26 protein-coding genes and 1 tRNA gene are annotated in these 19,085 nt (G+C 64.6%); 12 read left to right on the top strand and 15 right to left on the bottom strand.

The features are described from left to right. Positions 1–3: 3 nt before the first annotated feature. Positions 4–1,011 (bottom strand): TIM barrel protein, encoded by a 1,008-nt coding sequence (locus KF783_RS00135; RefSeq protein WP_294075862.1) that lies wholly within the window; start codon positions 1,009–1,011, stop codon positions 4–6. 1 nt (position 1,012) lies between these two features. Next, complete coding sequence (locus KF783_RS00130; protein ID WP_294075861.1) at positions 1,013–2,188, bottom strand: MFS transporter; 1,176 nt, start codon at positions 2,186–2,188, stop codon at positions 1,013–1,015. Positions 2,189–2,479: 291 nt separating this feature from the next. Between KF783_RS00130 and KF783_RS00125 the strand changes: the two genes are divergently transcribed. The 10 genes from KF783_RS00125 to KF783_RS00080 all read left to right on the top strand — a co-directional run bounded on the left by KF783_RS00125 (position 2,480) and on the right by KF783_RS00080 (position 12,180). Then, positions 2,480–2,911: a DUF6379 domain-containing protein gene (locus KF783_RS00125; RefSeq protein ID WP_294075860.1), complete on the top strand. Its 432-nt coding sequence runs from the start codon at positions 2,480–2,482 to the stop codon at positions 2,909–2,911. Then, a complete protein-coding gene (locus KF783_RS00120) occupies positions 2,908–3,915 on the top strand; it encodes a sugar phosphate isomerase/epimerase (protein ID WP_294075859.1) in 1,008 nt (335 codons plus the stop codon). The genes KF783_RS00125 and KF783_RS00120 overlap by 4 nt, the downstream gene beginning before the upstream one ends. Beyond that, entirely contained in the window at positions 3,912–5,027 is a 1,116-nt protein-coding gene (locus tag KF783_RS00115; protein ID WP_294075858.1) for an FAD-dependent oxidoreductase, read from the top strand. The genes KF783_RS00120 and KF783_RS00115 overlap by 4 nt, the downstream gene beginning before the upstream one ends. Positions 5,028–5,037: 10 nt before the next feature. Beyond that, complete coding sequence (locus KF783_RS00110) at positions 5,038–5,940, top strand: VOC family protein (RefSeq protein ID WP_294075857.1); 903 nt, start codon at positions 5,038–5,040, stop codon at positions 5,938–5,940. A gap of 3 nt (positions 5,941–5,943) precedes the next feature. Next, positions 5,944–7,101, top strand: a complete 1,158-nt coding sequence (locus tag KF783_RS00105; protein WP_294075856.1) for an alpha/beta fold hydrolase — start codon at positions 5,944–5,946, stop codon at positions 7,099–7,101. A gap of 41 nt (positions 7,102–7,142) precedes the next feature. Then, entirely contained in the window at positions 7,143–8,705 is a 1,563-nt protein-coding gene (locus KF783_RS00100; RefSeq protein WP_294075855.1) for a sulfatase, read from the top strand. Continuing rightward, positions 8,702–9,394, top strand: a complete 693-nt coding sequence (locus KF783_RS00095; protein WP_294075854.1) for a glutathione S-transferase family protein — start codon at positions 8,702–8,704, stop codon at positions 9,392–9,394. The genes KF783_RS00100 and KF783_RS00095 overlap by 4 nt, the downstream gene beginning before the upstream one ends. Positions 9,395–9,409: 15 nt before the next feature. Then, on the top strand, positions 9,410–10,189 hold the full coding sequence (locus KF783_RS00090; RefSeq protein ID WP_294075853.1) for a cyclase family protein: 780 nt from the start codon (positions 9,410–9,412) through the stop codon (positions 10,187–10,189). A 4-nt stretch (positions 10,190–10,193) separates the two neighbouring features. Continuing rightward, positions 10,194–11,159 (top strand): fumarylacetoacetate hydrolase family protein, encoded by a 966-nt coding sequence (locus KF783_RS00085; protein ID WP_294075852.1) that lies wholly within the window; start codon positions 10,194–10,196, stop codon positions 11,157–11,159. An 88-nt stretch (positions 11,160–11,247) separates the two neighbouring features. Next, positions 11,248–12,180 carry a formylglycine-generating enzyme family protein gene (locus KF783_RS00080; RefSeq protein ID WP_294076332.1) on the top strand — a complete coding sequence of 311 codons (933 nt, stop codon included), beginning with the start codon at positions 11,248–11,250 and terminating at the stop codon, positions 12,178–12,180. A 36-nt stretch (positions 12,181–12,216) separates the two neighbouring features. Here the strand turns inward: KF783_RS00080 and KF783_RS00075 are convergent, their stop codons facing one another. Continuing rightward, positions 12,217–12,477, bottom strand: a complete 261-nt coding sequence (locus KF783_RS00075) for a hypothetical protein (RefSeq protein WP_294075851.1) — start codon at positions 12,475–12,477, stop codon at positions 12,217–12,219. A 137-nt stretch (positions 12,478–12,614) separates the two neighbouring features. Further along, positions 12,615–12,690 (bottom strand) — tRNA-Glu (locus KF783_RS00070). Positions 12,691–12,801: 111 nt separating this feature from the next. Here KF783_RS00070 and KF783_RS00065 point away from each other — a divergent pair. Together KF783_RS00065 and KF783_RS00060 are read left to right on the top strand one after the other, a co-directional pair. Further along, a complete protein-coding gene (locus KF783_RS00065) occupies positions 12,802–13,338 on the top strand; it encodes a J domain-containing protein (protein ID WP_294075850.1) in 537 nt (178 codons plus the stop codon). After that, complete coding sequence (locus tag KF783_RS00060; protein ID WP_294075849.1) at positions 13,323–13,634, top strand: (2Fe-2S) ferredoxin domain-containing protein; 312 nt, start codon at positions 13,323–13,325, stop codon at positions 13,632–13,634. Before KF783_RS00065 ends, KF783_RS00060 begins: the two co-directional genes overlap by 16 nt. Positions 13,635–13,642: 8 nt before the next feature. Here the strand turns inward: KF783_RS00060 and KF783_RS00055 are convergent, their stop codons facing one another. The 11 genes from KF783_RS00055 to pspA all read right to left on the bottom strand — a co-directional run bounded on the left by KF783_RS00055 (position 13,643) and on the right by pspA (position 18,596). Continuing rightward, positions 13,643–14,977 (bottom strand): PepSY domain-containing protein, encoded by a 1,335-nt coding sequence (locus KF783_RS00055; protein WP_294075848.1) that lies wholly within the window; start codon positions 14,975–14,977, stop codon positions 13,643–13,645. Then, on the bottom strand, positions 14,974–15,393 hold the full coding sequence (locus KF783_RS00050; RefSeq protein WP_294075847.1) for a SufE family protein: 420 nt from the start codon (positions 15,391–15,393) through the stop codon (positions 14,974–14,976). The genes KF783_RS00055 and KF783_RS00050 overlap by 4 nt, the downstream gene beginning before the upstream one ends. Before the next feature lie 170 nt (positions 15,394–15,563). After that, a complete protein-coding gene (locus KF783_RS00045) occupies positions 15,564–15,809 on the bottom strand; it encodes a hypothetical protein (RefSeq protein WP_294075846.1) in 246 nt (81 codons plus the stop codon). A 52-nt stretch (positions 15,810–15,861) separates the two neighbouring features. Beyond that, on the bottom strand, positions 15,862–16,128 hold the full coding sequence (locus KF783_RS00040) for a hypothetical protein (RefSeq protein WP_294075845.1): 267 nt from the start codon (positions 16,126–16,128) through the stop codon (positions 15,862–15,864). Positions 16,129–16,171: 43 nt separating this feature from the next. Then, positions 16,172–16,294, bottom strand: coding sequence for a hypothetical protein (locus KF783_RS00035; protein ID WP_294075844.1), 123 nt, complete (start codon positions 16,292–16,294; stop codon positions 16,172–16,174). Between the two features lie 27 nt (positions 16,295–16,321). Then, on the bottom strand, positions 16,322–16,600 hold the full coding sequence (locus KF783_RS00030; protein ID WP_294075843.1) for a hypothetical protein: 279 nt from the start codon (positions 16,598–16,600) through the stop codon (positions 16,322–16,324). Between the two features lie 12 nt (positions 16,601–16,612). Next, positions 16,613–16,870 (bottom strand): hypothetical protein, encoded by a 258-nt coding sequence (locus KF783_RS00025; protein WP_294076331.1) that lies wholly within the window; start codon positions 16,868–16,870, stop codon positions 16,613–16,615. 77 nt (positions 16,871–16,947) lie between these two features. Continuing rightward, a complete protein-coding gene (locus KF783_RS00020) occupies positions 16,948–17,238 on the bottom strand; it encodes a hypothetical protein (RefSeq protein WP_294075842.1) in 291 nt (96 codons plus the stop codon). Between the two features lie 27 nt (positions 17,239–17,265). Beyond that, on the bottom strand, positions 17,266–17,643 hold the full coding sequence (gene pspC / locus KF783_RS00015; protein WP_294075841.1) for an envelope stress response membrane protein PspC: 378 nt from the start codon (positions 17,641–17,643) through the stop codon (positions 17,266–17,268). 1 nt (position 17,644) lies between these two features. Continuing rightward, positions 17,645–17,926, bottom strand: coding sequence for an envelope stress response membrane protein PspB (gene pspB / locus KF783_RS00010; RefSeq protein ID WP_294075840.1), 282 nt, complete (start codon positions 17,924–17,926; stop codon positions 17,645–17,647). 1 nt (position 17,927) lies between these two features. Then, on the bottom strand, positions 17,928–18,596 hold the full coding sequence (gene pspA, locus KF783_RS00005) for a phage shock protein PspA (protein WP_294075839.1): 669 nt from the start codon (positions 18,594–18,596) through the stop codon (positions 17,928–17,930). Positions 18,597–19,085: the final 489 nt, after the last annotated feature.

Raw genomic sequence — 19,085 nt, 5'->3', positions numbered from 1 at the left:
TCTTCACGCACCTTCTCCCTGTGCTTCCGCCTGGGCGATCAGGCGCTCGAACATCACATGCTGACGGCGCACCTGTTCGCGGCTGTCCACTTCCTCGACATCCTGAATCCAGCGATTGCCTTCATATTCGCTCGACAAGGTGCCTTCCCAGCCCGCCTTCACGAGCTGGGGGATCACTTCGTCATAGGCGAGCGAGGGGTCGCGACAATCCTCTGTCATGCCGTAGAACTTGGCCTGAATGTGCCGGAAATAGGGGGCGAAGTCCGCGATCCGCCTGGGATTGGCATAGGGTGCGTGGCGCAGCGTTTCGGCCATGCGCACCTCGGCCGGGTTGCCCTTCATCGCCACCGCGACTTCGTAGATCGTGTATTCGCACATGATCTTCTGTTCGTGCTGATCGACGATGAACTGGGCGATTTCCGGCCGCGCGCCCTCCCGTTCGAAACGCGCCCGGAATTCGGGGGGATAGTGTTTCATGAAGATGCCCATATCGGGCAGGATACCCAGATGTTTCGTGCCTAGCCGGTCCGCGACCTCGATGGTGCGCAGGATCCAGGCATGGTCCAGATACCAGGGGGCATGGACCTCCACGCCCATATGCACGTCCAGCTCTTCGGCGAAGGGGACGCAGGCTTCCAGGATGTCCGGCCGCACGAAGATCAGGATGCGCATGTTGCGAATGCCCAGCCGGTTGCACAGCGCAAGATCGCGGCGGATGCTGGCGATCTGTTCCGCGTCGGACATCAGCCGGTCCTTGCGCAGCTTGGTGTCCAGGAACATGTCGTAGCAGGTGAAATGCGCGCCGTGCCGGTTCAGCATGGCATGCCAGCGATCGATTTCGGCATCGCCGATATTCGGAAAGTCCGGCATATTCTGTTCGGGCAGAATTTCGATGCCGTTCGCGCCGATTGACGCTGCGAAGGCGATGCAATCCTCGACGTTCATCTGGCCGAGAAACATTTCCTCCTGAAAACTGTAGAGGCTGACGCCGCGGCGGATTTTGGAGGTCATGTCAGGCAGCCTCGCTCTTCGTTTCACGAACCAGGCTCAACACGAGCCAGGCGATGCCGGCACCGGCGACCGCGATGATGCCTGCGACCACGAAGGCCCCCTGCATGGAGCCGACCATGCCGCGGATCAGACCGACCAGCAGGGGCGAGGAAAACTGACCGAAGAAGAAACAGGCGGTCCATACGCCCATTCCCTTTCCGCGATGATCGAACGGTAGCAGCTTTGACGCCCAGGCGATCAGCACCGGGATCGCCATGCCGGCGCCGGTCTGTTGAATGGTCATGCCCAGGATCATGCCGCGCCAGTCCTGCGCCAGTCCGATGATCGTCAGCCCGGCGCCCAGAATGGCAAGGAAGGTCACGATCATCCCGCGTGAACCGACACCCCATCTGCCGAGAAGCCAGAACAGGATCGCTCCGGCGAGAATGAACAGGCTGGGCAGGGCGGTGATCTGGCCGATCTGTTCCGGATTGCTGACGCCCAGTTCCTTCCAGACCAGGCCGCCATTGATGATGAAGACATAGTAGAGGAAGGACGAAAACAGCGTCACGGCGCCGATGCCGAACATGACCGGCCAGGGAAAGCCTGACGCCGTAATCCCTTCCTCACCGATGCCGAGCATCCGGCGCGCGGTGGCGTCGCTCTTCGGTTCGAACATCCATCGCCACATCGCCACGAAAATCGGGAATGCGACCAGATAGATGAGGAAGATGGCGTTCCAGCGCCATTCCACCAGCGTTCCGGCGAAGAACAGCACGACCGAGGACAGGGCCGGGCCGGCCATGCCCTGCACCGTCAACCAGGTGCGCCGGCCGCGCTCGTCCCAATAGTCTGCGATCAGCGTGTTCAGCGTGGTCAGGATCGCCGCTTCCGACAGGCCGAGCAGCAGGCGCGAGCCGTAAACGGCGTTGAGCGATTCCAGAAAGAACGGCGCCACGCCGAAAATGCCGTAGAAGAAAGTGGCCACCAACAGCAACTTGCGCCGCCCGAACCGGTCAACCAGCATACCGGCGAACAGGGAAATGATGGCGATGGTCAGGCCAGGCGCGGTGACCATGGACGGCACCTTCCACTGCGCCGCCGGATCGCTGGAAAAATGGTCGATCATCGCCGGTACGGCCGGGAACAGGGAGATGATCGCGAGAATGGGCAGGAAGGCGGCAATGACCACAGTCATTCCCTGCGCGAATCCTGCGCGCCGTCCGGTCTCTTCGCCGTTGCTTTCCATTTCCCCTCCCAAACGGGCATTAATTAGAACAGTTATTCTGATTAGCTATCGTCGCGCTGAGGTCCGGTGTCAAGGCCGTGCTTCACGGCCAGGCGTAGCGGGCGTGCTGGCTGGCCATGGCGCCATCGCCGGCAACAAATACGGATGGACGGTCTTGACCCGCCATGCCTGCGCCATTAATTAGAACGACGGTTTTAATTCAGTTTCGGCGAACGACCGAAAAGCTGCATGGAGAGAGGTTTGACCGAGAAACCGGAAAATGGGCGGCCGATCGCGATTCTGCCTGCGGAAACGGTGATCGGGCAGAGCGGCCTTGTCCGTGTCGATGGCGAAATCCGACTCGGTGTTCGTCTGCCCTGGTATCGCTCGCTGCCGCTCTCCACCGTGTTCGTCGAAGCGCTGTCGATCGACGGCGATCCGGTGGATCCTGAAGCCATCACGTTTCTATACGGAGGAGACCGCTGGACGCTGGCGGAACTCGCGGATCAGACCAATCGGTTCTGGTTCGTCCTCGACGAGGCTTTCCTGGCCATTTCCCATCCTCAGCTTGATGTTGGCGAGAGCCATGTCGTCGCGCTGACCATCAGCATCTTCCCGCCCTATATTCCGGGCATGAAGCGCGCCAACCCGCAGTCGGAGGCGCTGGTCGTGCATGAAAGGATGGCGGCATGACCACCGGGCCAAAGACGGGCGCGACGCTCTACGCGTTCACCAACGAATATCTGACCGGGCGCTTCTCCTTTGAGGGGCTGTTGCGTGAAATCGCGAAGCGCGGGCTTGGCCCAGGCGTCGAAGTGGTGGGGTTCCAGAGCATCCGCAGCTTTCCCGATGTCGATGACGCTTTTGTCGAGCGTTTCAAGGCGCTGGTCGGCGAGCTGGCGTTGCAGCCCACCTCGCTGGCGATTAATTCCGACCGGTTCCTCAAGCCCGGCCAGCCGATCAGTGACGCGGCGCTGATCGACTATCACAAGCGCCAGATGCGCGCGGCGGTGAAGCTGGGCTTTCCCCTGGTACGCTACCAATTCTCCACCCCGCCGCACATTGTCCGCGAACTCGCGCCATTTGCGGAGGATCTGGGGCTGAAGATGGGGCTGGAGGTGCATGCCCCGGCCTATGCCGACCATCCGATGGTGATCGCCTATCGCGAGGTTTACGACGAGCTGGATTCGCCTGCGCTGGGCTGGATTCCCGACTTTGGCGGCACTGCGGAGCGGTTGCCGGCCAGCCTGTTGAATGCGGCGCGGGAGCGGGGCGTTCCCGAAGGGCTGATCGATCTGTTGCTGGCGATCTGGCCGGAAAAGGGGCCGCCGCCGGAGCGGGTCGGGCGGTTGCGGGAATATGCGCTGCGCGGCGGTTATGATCCGGCGCACATCCAGATCGTTTCGCTGCCCTTCTTCATCCTGTCGAACGAAGACCCGAAAAGCTGGGCCGCGCTGGTCGATCGCACCATCCATATCCACGGGAAATTCTACGGCGTCGGCGACGACGGCCGTGAAGAGGCGATCGACTATGAAACGATCCTGCCCCTTTTCCGCGACGGCGGCTTCAACGGATCGATGGCCAGCGAGTGGGAAGGACATGCCTATTGCGTGGCCGACGCCTTCGATCAGGTCGCACGGCATCAGGCGATGTGTAACCGCATTCTCGAACGCGATGACAATGAGGTGACGGCATGAACGGGCTGAGCGTGCTGGTGGTGGGCGCCGGGATCGGCGGCCTGACGGCGGCCATCGCACTGTGCCGCAAGGGCCACCATGTCACGGTGATCGAGAAGGACCCGCAATGGTCCGTCTATGGCGTCGGCATCATTCAGCAGGCGAATGTCGTGCGGGCGATGGATCAGCTGGGTGTGCTGGACGCCTTTCTTGACGCCGCCAGCGGTTTCGATGCGGTGGAAATCTTCATTCCCGACGGCACCAGGGTGGCGCGCGTGCCGGCGCCCAGCCTGGTCGAGGGAAAGCCGGCCAATGTCGGCATTTCGCGTCGCGCGCTGCAACGGGTGCTGGGTGACAGCGCGAAGGCGCTGGGCGCGGAAATCCGCCTGGGCGTGACGGTCGAGACGCTCGACGATGACGGCGCGGGCGTGTCCGTCGGCTTTTCGGACGGTTCCGACGGCCGGTTCGACCTGGTGGTCGGTGCCGACGGGGTCTATTCGCAGATCCGCCGGATGATCCTGCCCGATGCGCCCAGGCCGGAATTCACCGGCCAGTCGGTGTGGCGCTATAATTTTCCGCGTCCCGAAGGCATGGATGCGTTGCAGGTGTATAACGGCCCGATCGGGGTCGGCCTGGTGCCGATCAGCGATGCGCTGATGTACATGTTCGCGACCACGCCGGAGCCGGACAATCCCTTTTACGAGAAACAGGGCATCGCGGCGACGATGCGCGCAAAGCTCGCCAATACCGCGCCGCCAATCCGCGCGCTGGCGGAACAGATCACGGATGATGACGCGGTGGTCTATCGCCCGCTGGAAGGCCTGATGGTCTATGGCGACTGGCACAAGGGCCGGGTGGTGCTGCTGGGCGATGCGGTTCACGCCACGACCCCCCATCTGGGGCAGGGCGCGGGCATGGCGGTCGAGGACAGCATCGTTCTGGCCGACGAGTTGAGCGCCCATGGCGGGATCGAAGAAGCGCTGACCGCCTATCGCGCGCGCCGGTTCGAGCGTTGCCGCTACATCGTCGAATCCAGCCTGGCCATTTGCCACGGCCAGCTCGGCAAGGGGCCGGCGGTCGATAACCACAAGGCCACCGCCGCGATGTTCGCGGTGGTCGCAGAGCCGATTTGAGAGGATCAAGATGAGCCGTATCGTCGAAATTCGCTATGTTGGTTATGGCGTCCGGGACTTTGATGCCGAACGCAAATTCTACACCGACGACTGGGGCCTGGTGGAAGTTGCCGCCGACGATTCCACCGCATGGCTGAAAACCCATGGCCATGACGAACATCATGTCGTCCGCCTGCACAAATCCGATACCAACCACGTTGAAGTGATTGCGCTCGCCGCGGACAGCCGTGCCGATGTCGATGCGCTGCAACGGCAGGTTACGGAGGCCGGATGCCGCATCATTCACGCGGCGCGCGAACTGACCGCGCCGGGCGGCGGCTATGGTTTTCGCTTCTTCTCGCCCGACGGACTGCCGTTCGAGATTTCGAGCGATGTCCAGCGGCTCGACATGCGGGCCATGGAGCGGTGGGAAGGTATGCCGGTCAAGATCAGCCATATCGTGCTGCATTCGCCGGACCATCGGGCGCTCGTGAAGTTCTTTACCGATGTGCTGGGCTTCAGGGTCAGCGACTGGCTGGGCGACTTCATGTGCTTCCTGCGCTGCAATTCGGCGCATCATCGCATCGCCATCCTGCCCGGGCCGCCCTGCCTCAACCATGTCGCCTATGACATGCTGACCGTCGATGACATGATGCGCGGCGCCAGCCGGCTGCGCAAACGCGGCACCGACATCCAATGGGGGCCGGGGCGACACACGGCCGGCAACAACACCTTCAGCTATTTCGTGACACCCGGCGGCTTCACCGTCGAATATACGTCCGAGCTGGAAGAGGTGGATTTCGAGGGCCATGTCGACAAGGTACATGTACCCGGGCCGCAGGTGATGGATCAGTGGGGGATTGGCGTCGGCGGGCCGCAGACCATGCCGCACCCTGCGGCGGACCCCTGTCTGTTTCAGCCCGCGGAGCTGTGACCGGTGGCGTTGTACGAACCCTTTCCCAATTATATCTGGAACCTCTCCGTCGCGATTGCGATGGAGAGCGGCGGGCAGATCGGCGAAATCGTCGATATGTGCCAGCCGATCAAGGATGCCGCCGCCAGCGGCGCCGATGCCGGCACGCCCCAGTTCATGAAGGCCTGGGCGGCGATGGGCGCCAAGCTGCTCGAACTCGCCGCCGAGGATGAGGGAAAGGGGCGCGCCTTTTCCGCCTCCAACAAGCTGGAGCGTGCCGCGCTCTATCTGTTCACGGCCGAACGGATGCAGGGGCATGGCGCGCCGGGGCGCAAGGAAACCTTTGCGAAGGCGCGTGAGGCCTTCGATCGTTCGACCGTGCTGGGCAAGCTCAATCGCGAGCGGGTCGAGATTCCGCTCGACACCGGCACCATGCCCGCCCTGTTCACCCGCGCGCCGGGCGAGGGGCGGAGGCCGGTGGTGGTGTTCTGCAACGGCCTGGATAGCTGCAAGGAGCTGCTTTACTGGACGCGCCTTCCGCATGAGCTGGCGCGGCGGGGAATTTCCACCCTGTGCGTCGATCAGCCGGGATCGGGCGAGGCGCTTCGGCTTCAGGGGCTGCCCGTCGATCCGCACAGCGAAAGCTGGGCAAGCAAGGCGGTGGACTGGCTGGAACAGCAACCCGAGGTGGACCCTGCGCGGATCGGCATGACCGGCATTTCGCTGGGCGGGCATTTCGCCCCGCGTGCCGTCGCCTATGAACCGCGCTTCGGCAGCGGCGCGGTATGGGGCGCGAACCACAATTGGCGCGAGGTGCAGGACAAGCGGATGGCGCGCGAGGGCGAGAATCCGGTTCCGCATTACTGGGCGCATGTCCATTGGGCGTTCGGCGCCAAGGATCAGGAGGATTTCCTGGCCAAATCGACGGACATGAACCTCAACGGCCATATGGACCGGATCAAGGTGCCGTTTCTCGTCACCCATGGCGCGAACGATCGCCAGATCAGCCCGGCCTATGCCGACGATCTTTACGATCAGCTGGTCAATTCGCCGCGCCGGGAAAAGGTGATCTTCACCGACCGCGAGGGCGGGGTCGAGCATGTCGGCGCGGACAATATGGCCTATGGTCGCGACCTGATTTCCGACTGGTTCGCGGAAACACTGGGCGGGCAGCTCGCCTGAAATACCTCCGGCATGCCCCGCCGGCGATGAGAGGATATCGAATGAGGCACAGGCTCGGAATGGCGGCGTTGGCATTGCCCGTTATCGCGCTGACGGCGCTGAGCGGGTGTGGCAGCGGCCAAGCTGGCGATGCCGTTTCGGCGGGTGCTGCGCCGCCGCCGCATGCTGGTTCGCTGGTCAAGCCGCGCGCCAATGTCCTGTTCATCATCGCGGACGATTTCCGCCCGCTGATCGGGGCCTATGGCGCCCAGGTTAAGACGCCCAACCTGGACCGGCTGGCGGCGATGGGGGTGCGCTTTACCAATGCCTATGCGCAATTCCCGATTTGCGGCGCCAGCCGGGCGTCTTTCCTGACCGGGCTTCGCCCCAACACGATCGGCCCGGACGCGAATTTCGAGAAGTTCCGTTGCGCGGCGCCGGATATCGTGACCTTGCCGCAATATTTCAAAAATGCCGGTTATCGTTCGATCCGGGTGGGCAAGGCCTATCATCAGGGCGTTCCCAGCGATATCGGCACTGCCGGGCCGGACGATCCGGCATCATGGACCGAAACCGTCAATCCGTCCGGCCACGATCACCTGCCCGATACCGAAAAGCGGATCATCCGGCTGACCCCGGGCGTCGGGCTGGGCCGGGCCATGGCGTATCTGCCCAGCGAGGCCGGTGACCGGGACCAGACCGACGGCAAGGTTGCCGATGCGGTGGTGGAGGCGCTTCAGCGCCAGGACGATACGCCCTTCTTCATGGTCGCGGGCTTCTATCGCCCGCATGTGCCGGAGGTGGCGCCGAAGGCCTATTTCGACCTCTATCCGCCTGACGGAGAGACGGCCGAAGACAGCCCCGCCGCCTTTGACGCGACGCTGCCGGTATCGCGCAACAGCGATGTCGCCAATCTGGGCATGACGGGCGCGCAGCAACGCCAGATGATCGCGGCCTACAAGGCGTCGGTCACCTTCATGGATGCGCAGGTCGGGCGCGTACTGGATGCGCTGGAAAAGTCGGGCAAGGCCGACAGCACCATCATCGTGTTTACCGGGGATCACGGCTTTCTGCTGGGCGAACACGGCATGTGGGCGAAGAATCTGTTGTGGGACCAGGCGACGCGCGTGCCACTGATCATTCGCGTTCCCGGCATGCGCGATGCCGGGCGCGCATCGACCAAGACGGTCGAGATGGTTGACCTCTATCCGACGCTGACCCAGCTGGCCGGTCTGCCGCACTATGCCCGCAACCAGGGAAACAGCCTGATGCCGCTTTTGAAGGACCCGGATGCGGCGTCCTGGGACCACCCGGCCTTTTCCCAGATTTACGGCGCGCGCAGCATCCGGCTGGGCAAATGGCGCTATTCCGAATGGTTGAAGGGGACGCGGGGACGTGAACTCTACGATCTGGACGCCGATCCCGGTGAACGGCGCAACCTGGCGGACGATCCCCGCTATGCCAAGGTCATGACGGCGCTTTCCGCACGCTTGCCCGAGCTGCTCGAAAAGCAGAGCCAGCCGCTGCTGTACAGGAACCCGCAGGCCGACAAGCCCGGGCGCGGCAGTCCGCCCTATCCGGTGGTCGATAATGTCAACAAATGCGGCCTGTGGAACATCGGATGAGCGGCGATCGGCCGACACCCGATCTGGTCCTGTACTTCGCGCCGGGGGCCTGTTCGGGCGTGACGATGATCGCTCTGGAGGAGATCGGCGTCCCCTTTGAGGCCCGACTGGTCGCCTTCATGGCAGGCGAGCACCGGCGACCCGAATTTCTGGCGCGCAATCCGGCGGGCAAGGTGCCGACCCTGATGGTCGATGGGCAGCCGCTGACCCAAAACCCCGTCATCCTGGCCTGGCTGGCACGTCGCTTTCCGCAGGCGGGTCTGTTGCCCCTTGGCGGCGATGCGATTGCCGATGCCCAGTTGCTGGGGCGGTTGAGCTGGTTCTCCGCCGATGTTCACCCGCTGGTCACTCGTATCCGCATGCCGCAGTTCATGTGCGATCTGCCGGGCGCGCCGGAACGTGTCCGGGCGATGGCGGGTGAGGCGATCCGCTTTCACCTGGCACCGCTCGAACAGGCGCTGGCCGAGGCACCCTGGCTGCTGGGCGATCGCTGGTCGGTGCTCGACGCCTATCTGTTCTGGGTGTGGTTCCGCATCACCGGCGCGGGTTTTGCGGCCGCCGAGTACCCGGCCATTGCCGCGCATTATGAGCGCATGTCCGACCGGCCGTCGGTCCGGCGCGCGCTGGTGCGGGAAGACGCCGCCTTTGCCGAACTTTCCGGGCGCGGTCTGGCCGTGCCGCTGTCCTGAAACCGGAGGCTGATCATGGCCCGTCACTTCGTCGATCTGTCGATCCTGCTCGAAAATGAAGTCGTTACCGACCCGCCGTTCCTGCGGCCCAAGATCACCTATCAAACTCATGGCGAGACGGTGGCGGAGCTTCAGCATTTCTTCCCCGGCGTGACGGCGGAGGACACGCCGGACGGTGCCGGCTTTGCCGCCGCCGAGTGGGTGACGCTGACCACCCACAATGGAACGCACCTCGATGCGCCCTACCACTATCACCCCACCATGGATGGCGGTGCGCGGGCGATTACGATCGACGAGGTGCCGCTGGAATGGTGTTTCCAGCCGGGCGTAAAGCTCGATTTCCGCCATTTCCCGGACGGCTATGTCGTGACGGCGCAGGATGTCGAGGATGAGCTGAATCGCATCGGGCATACGCTTCAGCCGCTGGAGATCGTGTTGGTCAATACGGCGGCGGGCAAGGCGCTGGGCGATCCGAATTTCGTCAATATCGGATGCGGCATGGGCTATGAGGCGACCATGTACCTCACCAGCCGGGGCATCCGCGTGACCGGGACCGACGCCTGGAGCTGGGACGCGCCGTTCAGCTATACGGCGGAAAAGGTGAAGGAAAGCGGCGACACCTCCCTGATCTGGGAAGGACACAAGGCGGGCCGGGATATCGGCTATTGCCACCTGGAAAAGCTCCACAATCTGGAAGCGCTGCCCGGCGACGGGTTCACCGTCAGTTGCTTCCCCCACAAGATCAAGGGGGCGAGCGCCGGCTGGACCCGCGCCGTCGCCATTTTCGAGGACTGAGCATTTGCGACTTGCGACATTCAAGGACGGTTCGCCCGACGGGCGGCTGATGCTGGTTTCGAGCGACGGCGCGCGGGCCTTGCCGGCGGGTGCCGAGGTTCCTGACCTGCTCGACGCGATCGGGCGATGGGAGGCGGTCCAGCCCTTGCTGCGCGCGGTCGATGCGCGGCTGGCGGCGGGCGAGGGCGAAGCGATCGACCCGGTCCGGATTGCGGCGCCGCTGCCGCGCAGCTGGCAATGGCTCGACGGTTCCGCCTTTTCCACCCATGGCGACTTGATGCAGATCGCCTTCGGCCTTGATCCCATCAATGCCGATCGGCCGTTGATGTATCAGGGGCTTTCCGACCGTTTTTACGGACCCAATGATGATGTGCCGTTCCCGTCCACCGAGCATGGCATCGATTTCGAGGGCGAATTCGGCGTGATCGTCGATGCCGTGCCGATGGGGACCGACGCGGAGCGCGCGATGGCGCATATCAGGCTGATCGTGCAGATCAACGACTGGTCGTTGCGCGCCATCGCCCCGGTCGAGATGAAGACCGGATTCGGATGGGTGCAGGCCAAGCCCGCCTGTTCGATGGCGCCGTTCGCGGTGACGCCGGAGGAATTGGGCGACGGGTGGCGCGACGGGCGGGTCTGCCTGGACCTGGAAATCGACTGGAACGGCAGGCGGTTCGGTGCCGCCAATGGGCGCGAGATGGCGTTCGGCTTTCATGAGTTGGTGGCGCACGCGGCGTTGACGCGCGATCTGGTGGCGGGAACGATCATTGGGTCGGGAACCGTATCCAACGCCGATTATGCCCGCGTGGGGTCAAGCTGTATCTCCGAGGTGCGGGCGATCGAGATGATCGCCGGCGGTAAACCGGAAACGCCGTTCATGGCGTTCGGCGACCGGATCGCTATGCTGGCGCGCGGACTTGACGGCCGGGCGTTGTTCGGTGCGATCGACCAGCAGATTAAGAGGCGCTGAGATGACGGGTTCGGTAGGTTCAGGCGGTTCCGGGAATGTTCTGGAGGATGCCGTGATGCTGCCCGACGATATGCCGCCGCGTCCGGGAATGATCTTCGTGCCTGGCGGCAGCTTCACGATGGGGTCGGAGAAATTCTACCCCGAAGAACGACCGCTGCGCCGCGTTCGGGTCGATGGGTTCTGGATGGACGAAACGCCCGTCACCAATCGGCAGTTCGCCGAATTCGTGGAGGCGACGGGATATGTGACCGTCGCCGAAATCGCGCCGGACCCGCGTGATTACCCCGGGATGGATCCGGCGCTGGCCCAGCCGGGATCGCTGGTGTTCCGGCGGACGGACCGGCCGGTCACATTGGACGACTTCTCGCAATGGTGGTCTTTCACCCTCGGTGCCGACTGGCGGCACCCGCTGGGGCCGGGCAGTGACCTGACCGGCCTGGACGATCATCCGGTGGTGCATGTCGGCCACCCCGACGCGCTCGCCTATGCCGAATGGGCCGGCAAGGCACTGCCCAGCGAGGCGGAGTGGGAATATGCCGCGCGCGGCGGGCATGACGGGCGCGAATATGCCTGGGGCGACGACCTGGCGCCCGGCGGCGCGATGATGGCCAATTACTGGCAGGGCATGTTTCCCTTCGCCAACCTGATGACCGACGGGTGGGAGCGGACATCGCCTGTGCGCAGCTATGCGGCCAACGATTATGGATTGCACGACCTGATCGGCAATGTCTGGGAGTGGACGTGCGATTGGTATGCGCAGCCCAGGGCGGCGGACAAGAAAAAGCCCGGCGCCTGCTGCGTGATCGACAATCCCCGCGGCGGCCGCAGGGCGGAGAGCTTCGATCCTTGCATGCCCGGCATGAAAGTCGCCCGACGCGTCATCAAGGGCGGGTCGCACCTGTGTGCCGAAAATTATTGCCAGCGTTATCGCCCTGCCGCGCGTCAGGGCCAGGCGATCGATACATCGACCAGCCATATCGGCTTTCGCTGCATCGTCCGAAGCGGATTCTCGCCGACGTGAAGCGGCACTTGCCGCCTGTGCGGCGCGCCGAGTCGATCAATGGCGCGATGTGGCGAGATCGGCATCGCGGTCCGCGGGCTTGCGCCTGAACGCCGCGATCCGGCCGAAATCGAACAGCGGATCGGATCGCTGCGACGCCTTCAGGGCCGCTCCAACGTCGAAACCGCGCGCACGGGGGCGAAGCCCATCGGGCGCCGGATGGCGCAGAACTGGACGATTGATGCCGAGATGAAGGCATTGGACGGCAGGAAGGACGGGGCGGCCCGCGCCTAAACGGAGGCGGTCGAGCAGGAGCATCCTGCCGACGGCATCGTGACGCGCATCGACGCGCGCTATTCGACCGACCACGAACCCTGATTTTGTCTAACCCGCGCACCCCGGACTTGTCCAACCGTGCTGAAAATCGGCGCAAACCTGCGCGTCTTCTAACCGGCTGGTGACCCCTACGGGACTCGAACCCGTGTTTTCGCCGTGAGAGGGCGACGTCCTAGACCGCTAGACGAAGGGGCCGTGCGAGCGGGAAGCGGGCCTTTATCGGTGTGCGGGCGGGGCGTCAAGCTGGGCGGGGAAACGCCGGTACGGGCTGGCGCTCGCGCGTTTGCGCCCCTATCTGGCGGGGCTATGGCGCGTTCGACCCGATCGATGGACTGGGGCTTCCCCCGCTGGCGACCCTATGGGTCGGAGCGCGAGGCGGTGAAGGTGCGGCTGTGCGATCGCGAGGGGTGCGACGCGCCCGGCGATCGTCCCGCGCCCAAATCGCCGAACAGCCCGGAGCGCTGGTATTTCTGCGAAACCCACGCCGGTGAATATAACCGCAACTGGAATTACTTCGAAGGACTGACCGCCGAAGAGGCCGCCAAGCGCGAGGCAGAGGAACGCCGCACCGCCGACGGCTATGCCGAAAGCAGGCACAATGCCTGGGCCGGACCGGGCGACGGCAGTCGTTCGCGGGACGAGATGCGCGCGCTGGAGGTGCTGGAGCTCGATCCCGATGCGGTGTTCGAAGCGGTGCGCGCCGCCTGGCGCCGGCTGGCCAAGGAAAATCACCCCGACATCCGGCCCGGCGACGCAGAGGCCGCGAAGCGCTTTCAGGCGATCCAGGCGGCCTATGAGGTGCTGCGCGCCGCCGAGGAGCGCCGGCAGTGGCGACCGGATTGAAGCCACGCGTCGCCGCCAACTGGCGCAGCGCCATTCTCGTCTGCGCGAAATGCTCCCGGCGGCTGGACGGCGGCTTCGGGCCAAAGGGCAATCAGCCGCTGGGCAAGGCGCTGCGCAAGCATCTGGGCGTGAAGAAGGGGCGCAAGGCGCGCGTCGGCATCGTCGATGTCAAATGCCTGGGCATTTGCCCGCGCGGCGCGGTGACGGTGATCGACGGCGCCGCGAGCCGCGAATGGCTGCTGATCCCTGCTGGAACGGACCTGGACGCGGTCGCCAAGACGCTGGGCCTCGATTGAGACGAGGGTCAGGAGCGGTGCGCGCGATCGAGCCAGTGCTGCGCAAACGGCCATAGCGGCAGCAACAGCCGGTCGATCGCGAACAGCGCGACCAGCGACAGCGCCAGCATCGGCAGCAGTGCCGCGAGCAGGATCGTGATCGCGGCCACGACCCGCAGCTTTACGGCATCCGGGCGTGGCGGGGCGCCGAGAGAGCCGCCCGGTCGCCGCCGCCACCACATCACCACGCCGCTGATCGCCAGCGCCATCAGGGCGAGCGCCGTCAATACGCCGACCAGCTGATTGACCCATCCGAACAGCTGCCCTTCGTGCCAGGCGATGCCATAGCCGATGATCCGGTCGATCGGATGTTTGTCGGCGAAACCGCTGCGCGCGATTTCCCGGCCCGTAAGCGGATCATAGCTCACCGATCGCGCCAGCGGACGATTCTGGGTTTCGCTGGTCAACGTCCAGACGTTTCCGTTGGGCGGTCCGAACCGTGTCGGCGCATGGGGCGGCGCCAGGATCGCGGGGGCGGGCATGCTTTCGCCGCGTGCGATCGCGACCATCTGGGTCAGGCTCTTGCCATCGCTTGCCCGCGCGGCCTGCCGCCGCATCATCGCGCCATGATCGTGCTCTGAATGCAGGTCGATGCCGCCCTTCCACTGCTGGGGTCCCTGGATCCAGCCGAGTTCCGCGCGGACCGCGCGAAAGGCGGTGGCCCAGCCATCGGTCCAGGGAAGGCCCGATACCAGAAGCACCAGCGCCAGGCCGGATACCCAGAAACCGGTAACCGCATGCAGGTCACGCCAGAAGACGCGACCACCGCGCGATAGCCGGGGCCAGAAAGTCCCCGCGAGACCACGCCCCCGCGGCCACCATAGATACAGGCCGGAAACGATCAGCAGGATCGCCCAGCAGGCGGCGGTTTCGACCAGCAGATCGCCGGGAAGGCCGATCAGCAGCGATCCGTGCAGCCGCTGAACCGTTGCGGCGATGCGGGCTTCGGGATCGTCGATCGCGATCACCCGTCCCTGCGGCGAAACCGCGATATCGCGCATCGCGCCATCGGGCAGCCCGACGTGAACGACCGCCGCGTCGCCCGGCGCCTGCGGGATGCGATAATGGTGAAAGGTCGCCCCCGGAACCGCGGCCAGCGCCGCATCGCGCTGCCTGTCCGGAGACACCGCGCCGGCGACCGGAAGGTCCCGCCAGCCGCGTTCCTGCCATGCGTCAAGCTGGGGCTTGAACAGAAAGATGCTGCCGGTCAGCGCGAGCAACAGGATGAACGGCAGGACGACAAGCCCGGCATAGAAATGCCATCGCCAGATCGCGCGATAGATGCGCCCTTCCTCGCGTTTCATGCGGCATATCGCTCCGCGGTCGCGCGGATCAGGGCGATCATGTTCGGAATGCCCTGTGTGCGGTTGGAGCTGAGCTGGTTGCGCAGGTCGAACGGGGCGAGCGCGCCCTCGATATCGGTCGCCAGGATGTCGGCGGGCGTGCGGTCCTGCACCGTCCGCAGTACCAGCGCGATGATCCCCTTGGTGATCGCGGCGTTGCTGTCGGCCAGGAAATGGAGCGTGTCGCCATCGCTTCCCGCGGGATAGACCCACACCGCCGCCGAACATCCGCGCACCAGCGTCGCGTCGGTCTTGAGCGCGTCGGGCATCGGCTCCAGCGCGCGGCCGAGATCGATCAGCAGGCGGTAGCGATCGTCGGCGTCGAGAAATTCATATTCGTCGCGAAGTTCGGACAGGGTGGGTGCTGGATCGGTCATCGCCCGCGCCGATACCGGGTTTCGTCTGGCCCGTCACCCCGGCCCCTTGCCGCCGGCCCGTTTCCGGCCGGGCGCTTCGCTGGTTTCCGGGGGCGGCCGGCGCTCCGCGTCCCGCTTCGCATGCCGGCCGTTCCGGACGCTGTCCGCGAATGCCGGTCGGGCGGGGCGATTTAGAGGTCGACCCCCGCCGCGATGGCTTCCAGCTTGCGGATCCGTTCCTTCAGATCGGCGATCTCGATCCGGGCGCCGGCGTTTGGGACCGCCGCCTGGGGCGTCTCGCCCTGCTGGAACAGGTGCATTTCCTGTTGCTTGAGCGACAGCCAGCCGCGCCATCCGGCCAGGCCCGCCGCCGTCACCATGCCCAGGCCGGCCAGGCCGGCGCTCGCCATGATCATGTAGAAATTGGGATCGGTCATCACGTCCTCCATCAGACGTTCCGGTTTGGCGGCGCGGGGCGCCTGCTTCCGGTCAGTTACGGTTGTCGCGCAGCTTCTCGATTTCCCGGTCGAGATCGCTGCTGCTGTGATTGTCGGTGATCACGCGCTCCAGCACGGCGATCCGATCCTTCAGCGTCCGGACCTCTTCCTGCAATCGCCGCGCTTCGGCATCGCTGGCTTCGCTGTTCAGGCGATATTCGTTGCCGTGGCGGTCGCGGCCGATGCCCATCTTGGCGCGGACGATGCTCGCGATGCTCACGATCAGGATGATGCCAAGGACAAATTCGAAGGGGTTCATTCCAGTCTCCTGCCTCTTGTCGATTGCCGGCGTTGGCCGCCGGTCAGTTCGCGGCCTGTTCGCGGGCCGCGCGCTCGGCACGGCGGACGGGACGGTCGCGCATTTCGGTGAGCGTGACGCCGATTGCGCCGATCACACCCAGTACCGCGAAAAACCCGATCAACATTTCAACTCACTCCTTACGCAAATTCGTTCAGTTCACCGGCCGGTCGTCGCGCAGCCGTTCGATCTCGTCGGACAGTTCGACCCCCTTGTCGGTGGCGATCCGTTCCAGCACCCGCACCCGCTGTTCCAGCCGCTCGGTATGCGCCGCATATTGCGCGGCCTTTTCAGCGGTCTGGGCGCTCAGCGCGTCTGCCATCTTTTCCTTGTGCTTCAGCCAGCGTCGAAACATGTCGCTGCCGATGCCCAGGATGACCGGGATCCCCACCACGATCATGAAGAAACCGAGAACCAGGCTGGTCCTTTCCATCGTCGCCCCCTTTTAGTTCTTTGTCAGCCGCAGCGATTCGATCTCGCGATCGAGCGCATGGGCGCCGTCGGTCACGATCCGCTCGACATTCGCCAGCCGGTCCTTGACCGAACCCAGTTCCGCGCGGAGCTGGGCATTTTCCTGGCTGATCAGCTTGATCCGCTCGACCAGTTCCTCGTTCTTCTGCGGATAGACCGCCTGGCCCCAGGCGCCGTCGAGCGGATATCCGTTCTTGATCCGCAGCCAGGTGGTGAACATCCATCCGATCATCCCGGCCACGCCGACGATCGCGATCGTGGGGGCCAGCGCGGTGAAGAATTGCAGCTTTTCCATTCTGTCCTCGTTCGTCAGCGCAGCGCGTCGATATCGCGGGCGGTGCGTTCGGCCGGGTCGGTGGCGATGCGCTCCAGCACCGCGATCCGCTCTTCCAGCCGGCCGATCTGCCCGGTCAGCCGCTCGTTTTCATTGGTCAGCAGTTCGATCCTGCGGTCCGCCTGGGGATCGCCTTTGCTGCTGGTGCCGCTCCATTCATTCTCGATCGGATAGCCGTGCTTCGCGCGGATCCAGGTCGATGCGAGCCAGCCGAAGGTCGAGATCGCGATGATCGCGATGACGAAACCCGGTCCACCCCAATTCATTCTCGTTCTCCCCGTTGAGCGCCGCGCTTAGCGGAGGCGCTCGATCTCGTCGGCGAGCTGCGTGTTGCGGCTCGTGTAGAAGGTTTCGATGTCGGCCATGCGGCGGTCGATGTCGCGCAGCTTGCTGCGGACTTCCTGGGTCGAGCGGCGCGGATTGGCGCGCACGCCCTGCCAGAATTTCGCGTCCTCGGCCGTTTCGTAAAGCCCGATCGGCTTTTGCGAGGTCACCATCGCCAGGCCGATATAGACGAAGAACATGATCGGGAAGGTGGCGACGAACAGCGCAAGAAAACCCAGGCGGATCCACAGCGGGTCGACCCCGGTATATTCGCCCAGCCCCTCACAGACGCCGAGCCATTTGCCGTTGACCTTGTCGCGATAGAGTTGCGTGCGGCTGACGGACATTTCAGTTCCTCCGTGAAAGGTCATAGTCGGGAAGTTCGCGCGGCGCGGGCGCTTCATGGCTGCGCAGGCGGAACTCGGGATTGTCGGCGGCGATGATCCGTTCGATCGTGTGGAGGCGATCCTCAAGCCGGCGGGCCGTGTAGTGCAGCTCGTCCAGCAAATTCTCGTCCTCGCCGGTCAGCGTTTTCGCCTGCTTCCACTTTGTGACATAGTGCAGGATGACCCAGGGCATGCCGATGAAGAGCATGCCGACGATGACGACGGGCAGAAAGAAATCCAGCATCTCATTCCCCCTTGTTCATGCGCGCCTTGAGCGCGGCCAGCTCGGCATCGACCTTCTCGGCCGACTGGAGTTCGGCGATCTCTTCCTCCAGTGTCTTCTTCGGCGCGCCCAGGCTCAGCGCGTCGGCGCGGCCCTCGGCGAAATCGACGCGACGTTCGAGCAGGTCGAAGCGGCTGAACGCGTCATTGACCTTTGACCCGTGGGTCATTTCGCGCAGCTTGACGCGGTTGTTGGCGCTTTCCAGCCGGGTCATGATCGCGTTCTGGCGGGCGCGGGCGTCGCGCAGCTTGGTCTGCAACTTCGCGATATCCTCTTCCGAGGCGCGGAGCGCATCGTCCAGCACCGAAATCTCGGCGTTCAGCTGGTCGCACATGTCGAACGCCTTCTGCCGCTCGATCAACGCCGCCTTGGCCAGGTCCTCGCGGTCCTTGCTCAGCGCCAGCTCGGCCTTGTACTCCCAATCGAGTTGCTCCTGCTCGAGCACGCCCAGCTGACGCTCGCGCTCCTTGCGCTCGGCGATCACCTTGGCGGCGGCGGAACGCACCTCGACCAGCGTGTCCTCCATCTCCTGGATCATCAGGCGGACGATCTTCTCGGGATCCTCGGCCTTGTCCAGCAAGGAGTTCAGGTTGGCATTGATGATGTCGGAAAGGCGGGAAAAAACGCCCATGGTGGTCTGCTCCTGTGGGTCTGACCCTGTTCGGGCAGCAGGGGAGAAACAAGGAACGTGCCAGGGGTCGGTGCGCGAGGGCGCGAGGGCGCGAGGGCGCGAGGCAGGTGAAGGCTCGGGCTTCGCGACCATGTGTCAAGCCCGGCGCGCAAGGCCTCCCGGCGTCGTGCCTTTCGGGCCGACTTGTCGCCGAGGTGCCAGCCCGTTCCTTGCCCGCCGTCCCCAGCTCCGAGTCCCGAATCAAGAGTCCCGGCTGCTTACCTGCGCTCACGCCGTCGTCTCCACCCCATGGCGCAAGCCACTAAACTTGCGCTGAACTCGCCAAGGCTTTGCGCGATCGCCAAGGGTGACGGCGGCACCGCGCATTCCGTAGAATCCGCCGGCCCCTCACGGTCCCATGGCACCTGCAAGTGCAGGCGCAGGCATCGGGCCGGTTCCGGCTCCACTTCGGAGGTATTTGATGAAATTCGCTAGATTGGCGGCGTTGGC

Origin of the sequence: Sphingomonas sp. (assembly GCF_019635455.1) — a bacterium.
Lineage (GTDB): Bacteria > Pseudomonadota > Alphaproteobacteria > Sphingomonadales > Sphingomonadaceae > Sphingomonas.
The sequence above is the reverse complement of the archived record's forward strand: the minus strand, read 5'-3'. Positions and strand labels throughout refer to the sequence as shown.

Excerpts from the sequence above, each read along its gene's own strand:
- KF783_RS00135 (WP_294075862.1), bottom strand. The coding sequence starts at position 1,011 with ATGACCTCCAAAATCCGCCGCGGCGTCAGCCTCTACAGTTTTCAGGAG.
- KF783_RS00130 (WP_294075861.1), bottom strand. The coding sequence starts at position 2,188 with ATGACTGTGGTCATTGCCGCCTTCCTGCCCATTCTCGCGATCATCTCC.
- KF783_RS00120 (WP_294075859.1), top strand. The coding sequence starts at position 2,908 with ATGACCACCGGGCCAAAGACGGGCGCGACGCTCTACGCGTTCACCAAC.
- KF783_RS00115 (WP_294075858.1), top strand. The coding sequence starts at position 3,912 with ATGAACGGGCTGAGCGTGCTGGTGGTGGGCGCCGGGATCGGCGGCCTG.
- KF783_RS00110 (WP_294075857.1), top strand. The coding sequence starts at position 5,038 with ATGAGCCGTATCGTCGAAATTCGCTATGTTGGTTATGGCGTCCGGGAC.
- KF783_RS00100 (WP_294075855.1), top strand. The coding sequence starts at position 7,143 with ATGAGGCACAGGCTCGGAATGGCGGCGTTGGCATTGCCCGTTATCGCG.
- KF783_RS00095 (WP_294075854.1), top strand. The coding sequence starts at position 8,702 with ATGAGCGGCGATCGGCCGACACCCGATCTGGTCCTGTACTTCGCGCCG.
- KF783_RS00090 (WP_294075853.1), top strand. The coding sequence starts at position 9,410 with ATGGCCCGTCACTTCGTCGATCTGTCGATCCTGCTCGAAAATGAAGTC.
- KF783_RS00080 (WP_294076332.1), top strand. The coding sequence starts at position 11,248 with ATGATCTTCGTGCCTGGCGGCAGCTTCACGATGGGGTCGGAGAAATTC.
- KF783_RS00075 (WP_294075851.1), bottom strand. The coding sequence starts at position 12,477 with ATGCTCCTGCTCGACCGCCTCCGTTTAGGCGCGGGCCGCCCCGTCCTT.
- KF783_RS00065 (WP_294075850.1), top strand. The coding sequence starts at position 12,802 with ATGGCGCGTTCGACCCGATCGATGGACTGGGGCTTCCCCCGCTGGCGA.
- KF783_RS00055 (WP_294075848.1), bottom strand. The coding sequence starts at position 14,977 with ATGAAACGCGAGGAAGGGCGCATCTATCGCGCGATCTGGCGATGGCAT.
- KF783_RS00050 (WP_294075847.1), bottom strand. The coding sequence starts at position 15,393 with ATGACCGATCCAGCACCCACCCTGTCCGAACTTCGCGACGAATATGAA.
- KF783_RS00045 (WP_294075846.1), bottom strand. The coding sequence starts at position 15,809 with ATGACCGATCCCAATTTCTACATGATCATGGCGAGCGCCGGCCTGGCC.
- KF783_RS00040 (WP_294075845.1), bottom strand. The coding sequence starts at position 16,128 with ATGAACCCCTTCGAATTTGTCCTTGGCATCATCCTGATCGTGAGCATC.
- KF783_RS00035 (WP_294075844.1), bottom strand. The coding sequence starts at position 16,294 with ATGTTGATCGGGTTTTTCGCGGTACTGGGTGTGATCGGCGCAATCGGC.
- KF783_RS00030 (WP_294075843.1), bottom strand. The coding sequence starts at position 16,600 with ATGGAAAGGACCAGCCTGGTTCTCGGTTTCTTCATGATCGTGGTGGGG.
- KF783_RS00025 (WP_294076331.1), bottom strand. The coding sequence starts at position 16,870 with ATGATCGGATGGATGTTCACCACCTGGCTGCGGATCAAGAACGGATAT.
- KF783_RS00020 (WP_294075842.1), bottom strand. The coding sequence starts at position 17,238 with ATGAATTGGGGTGGACCGGGTTTCGTCATCGCGATCATCGCGATCTCG.
- pspC (WP_294075841.1), bottom strand. The coding sequence starts at position 17,643 with ATGTCCGTCAGCCGCACGCAACTCTATCGCGACAAGGTCAACGGCAAA.
- pspB (WP_294075840.1), bottom strand. The coding sequence starts at position 17,926 with ATGCTGGATTTCTTTCTGCCCGTCGTCATCGTCGGCATGCTCTTCATC.
- pspA (WP_294075839.1), bottom strand. The coding sequence starts at position 18,596 with ATGGGCGTTTTTTCCCGCCTTTCCGACATCATCAATGCCAACCTGAAC.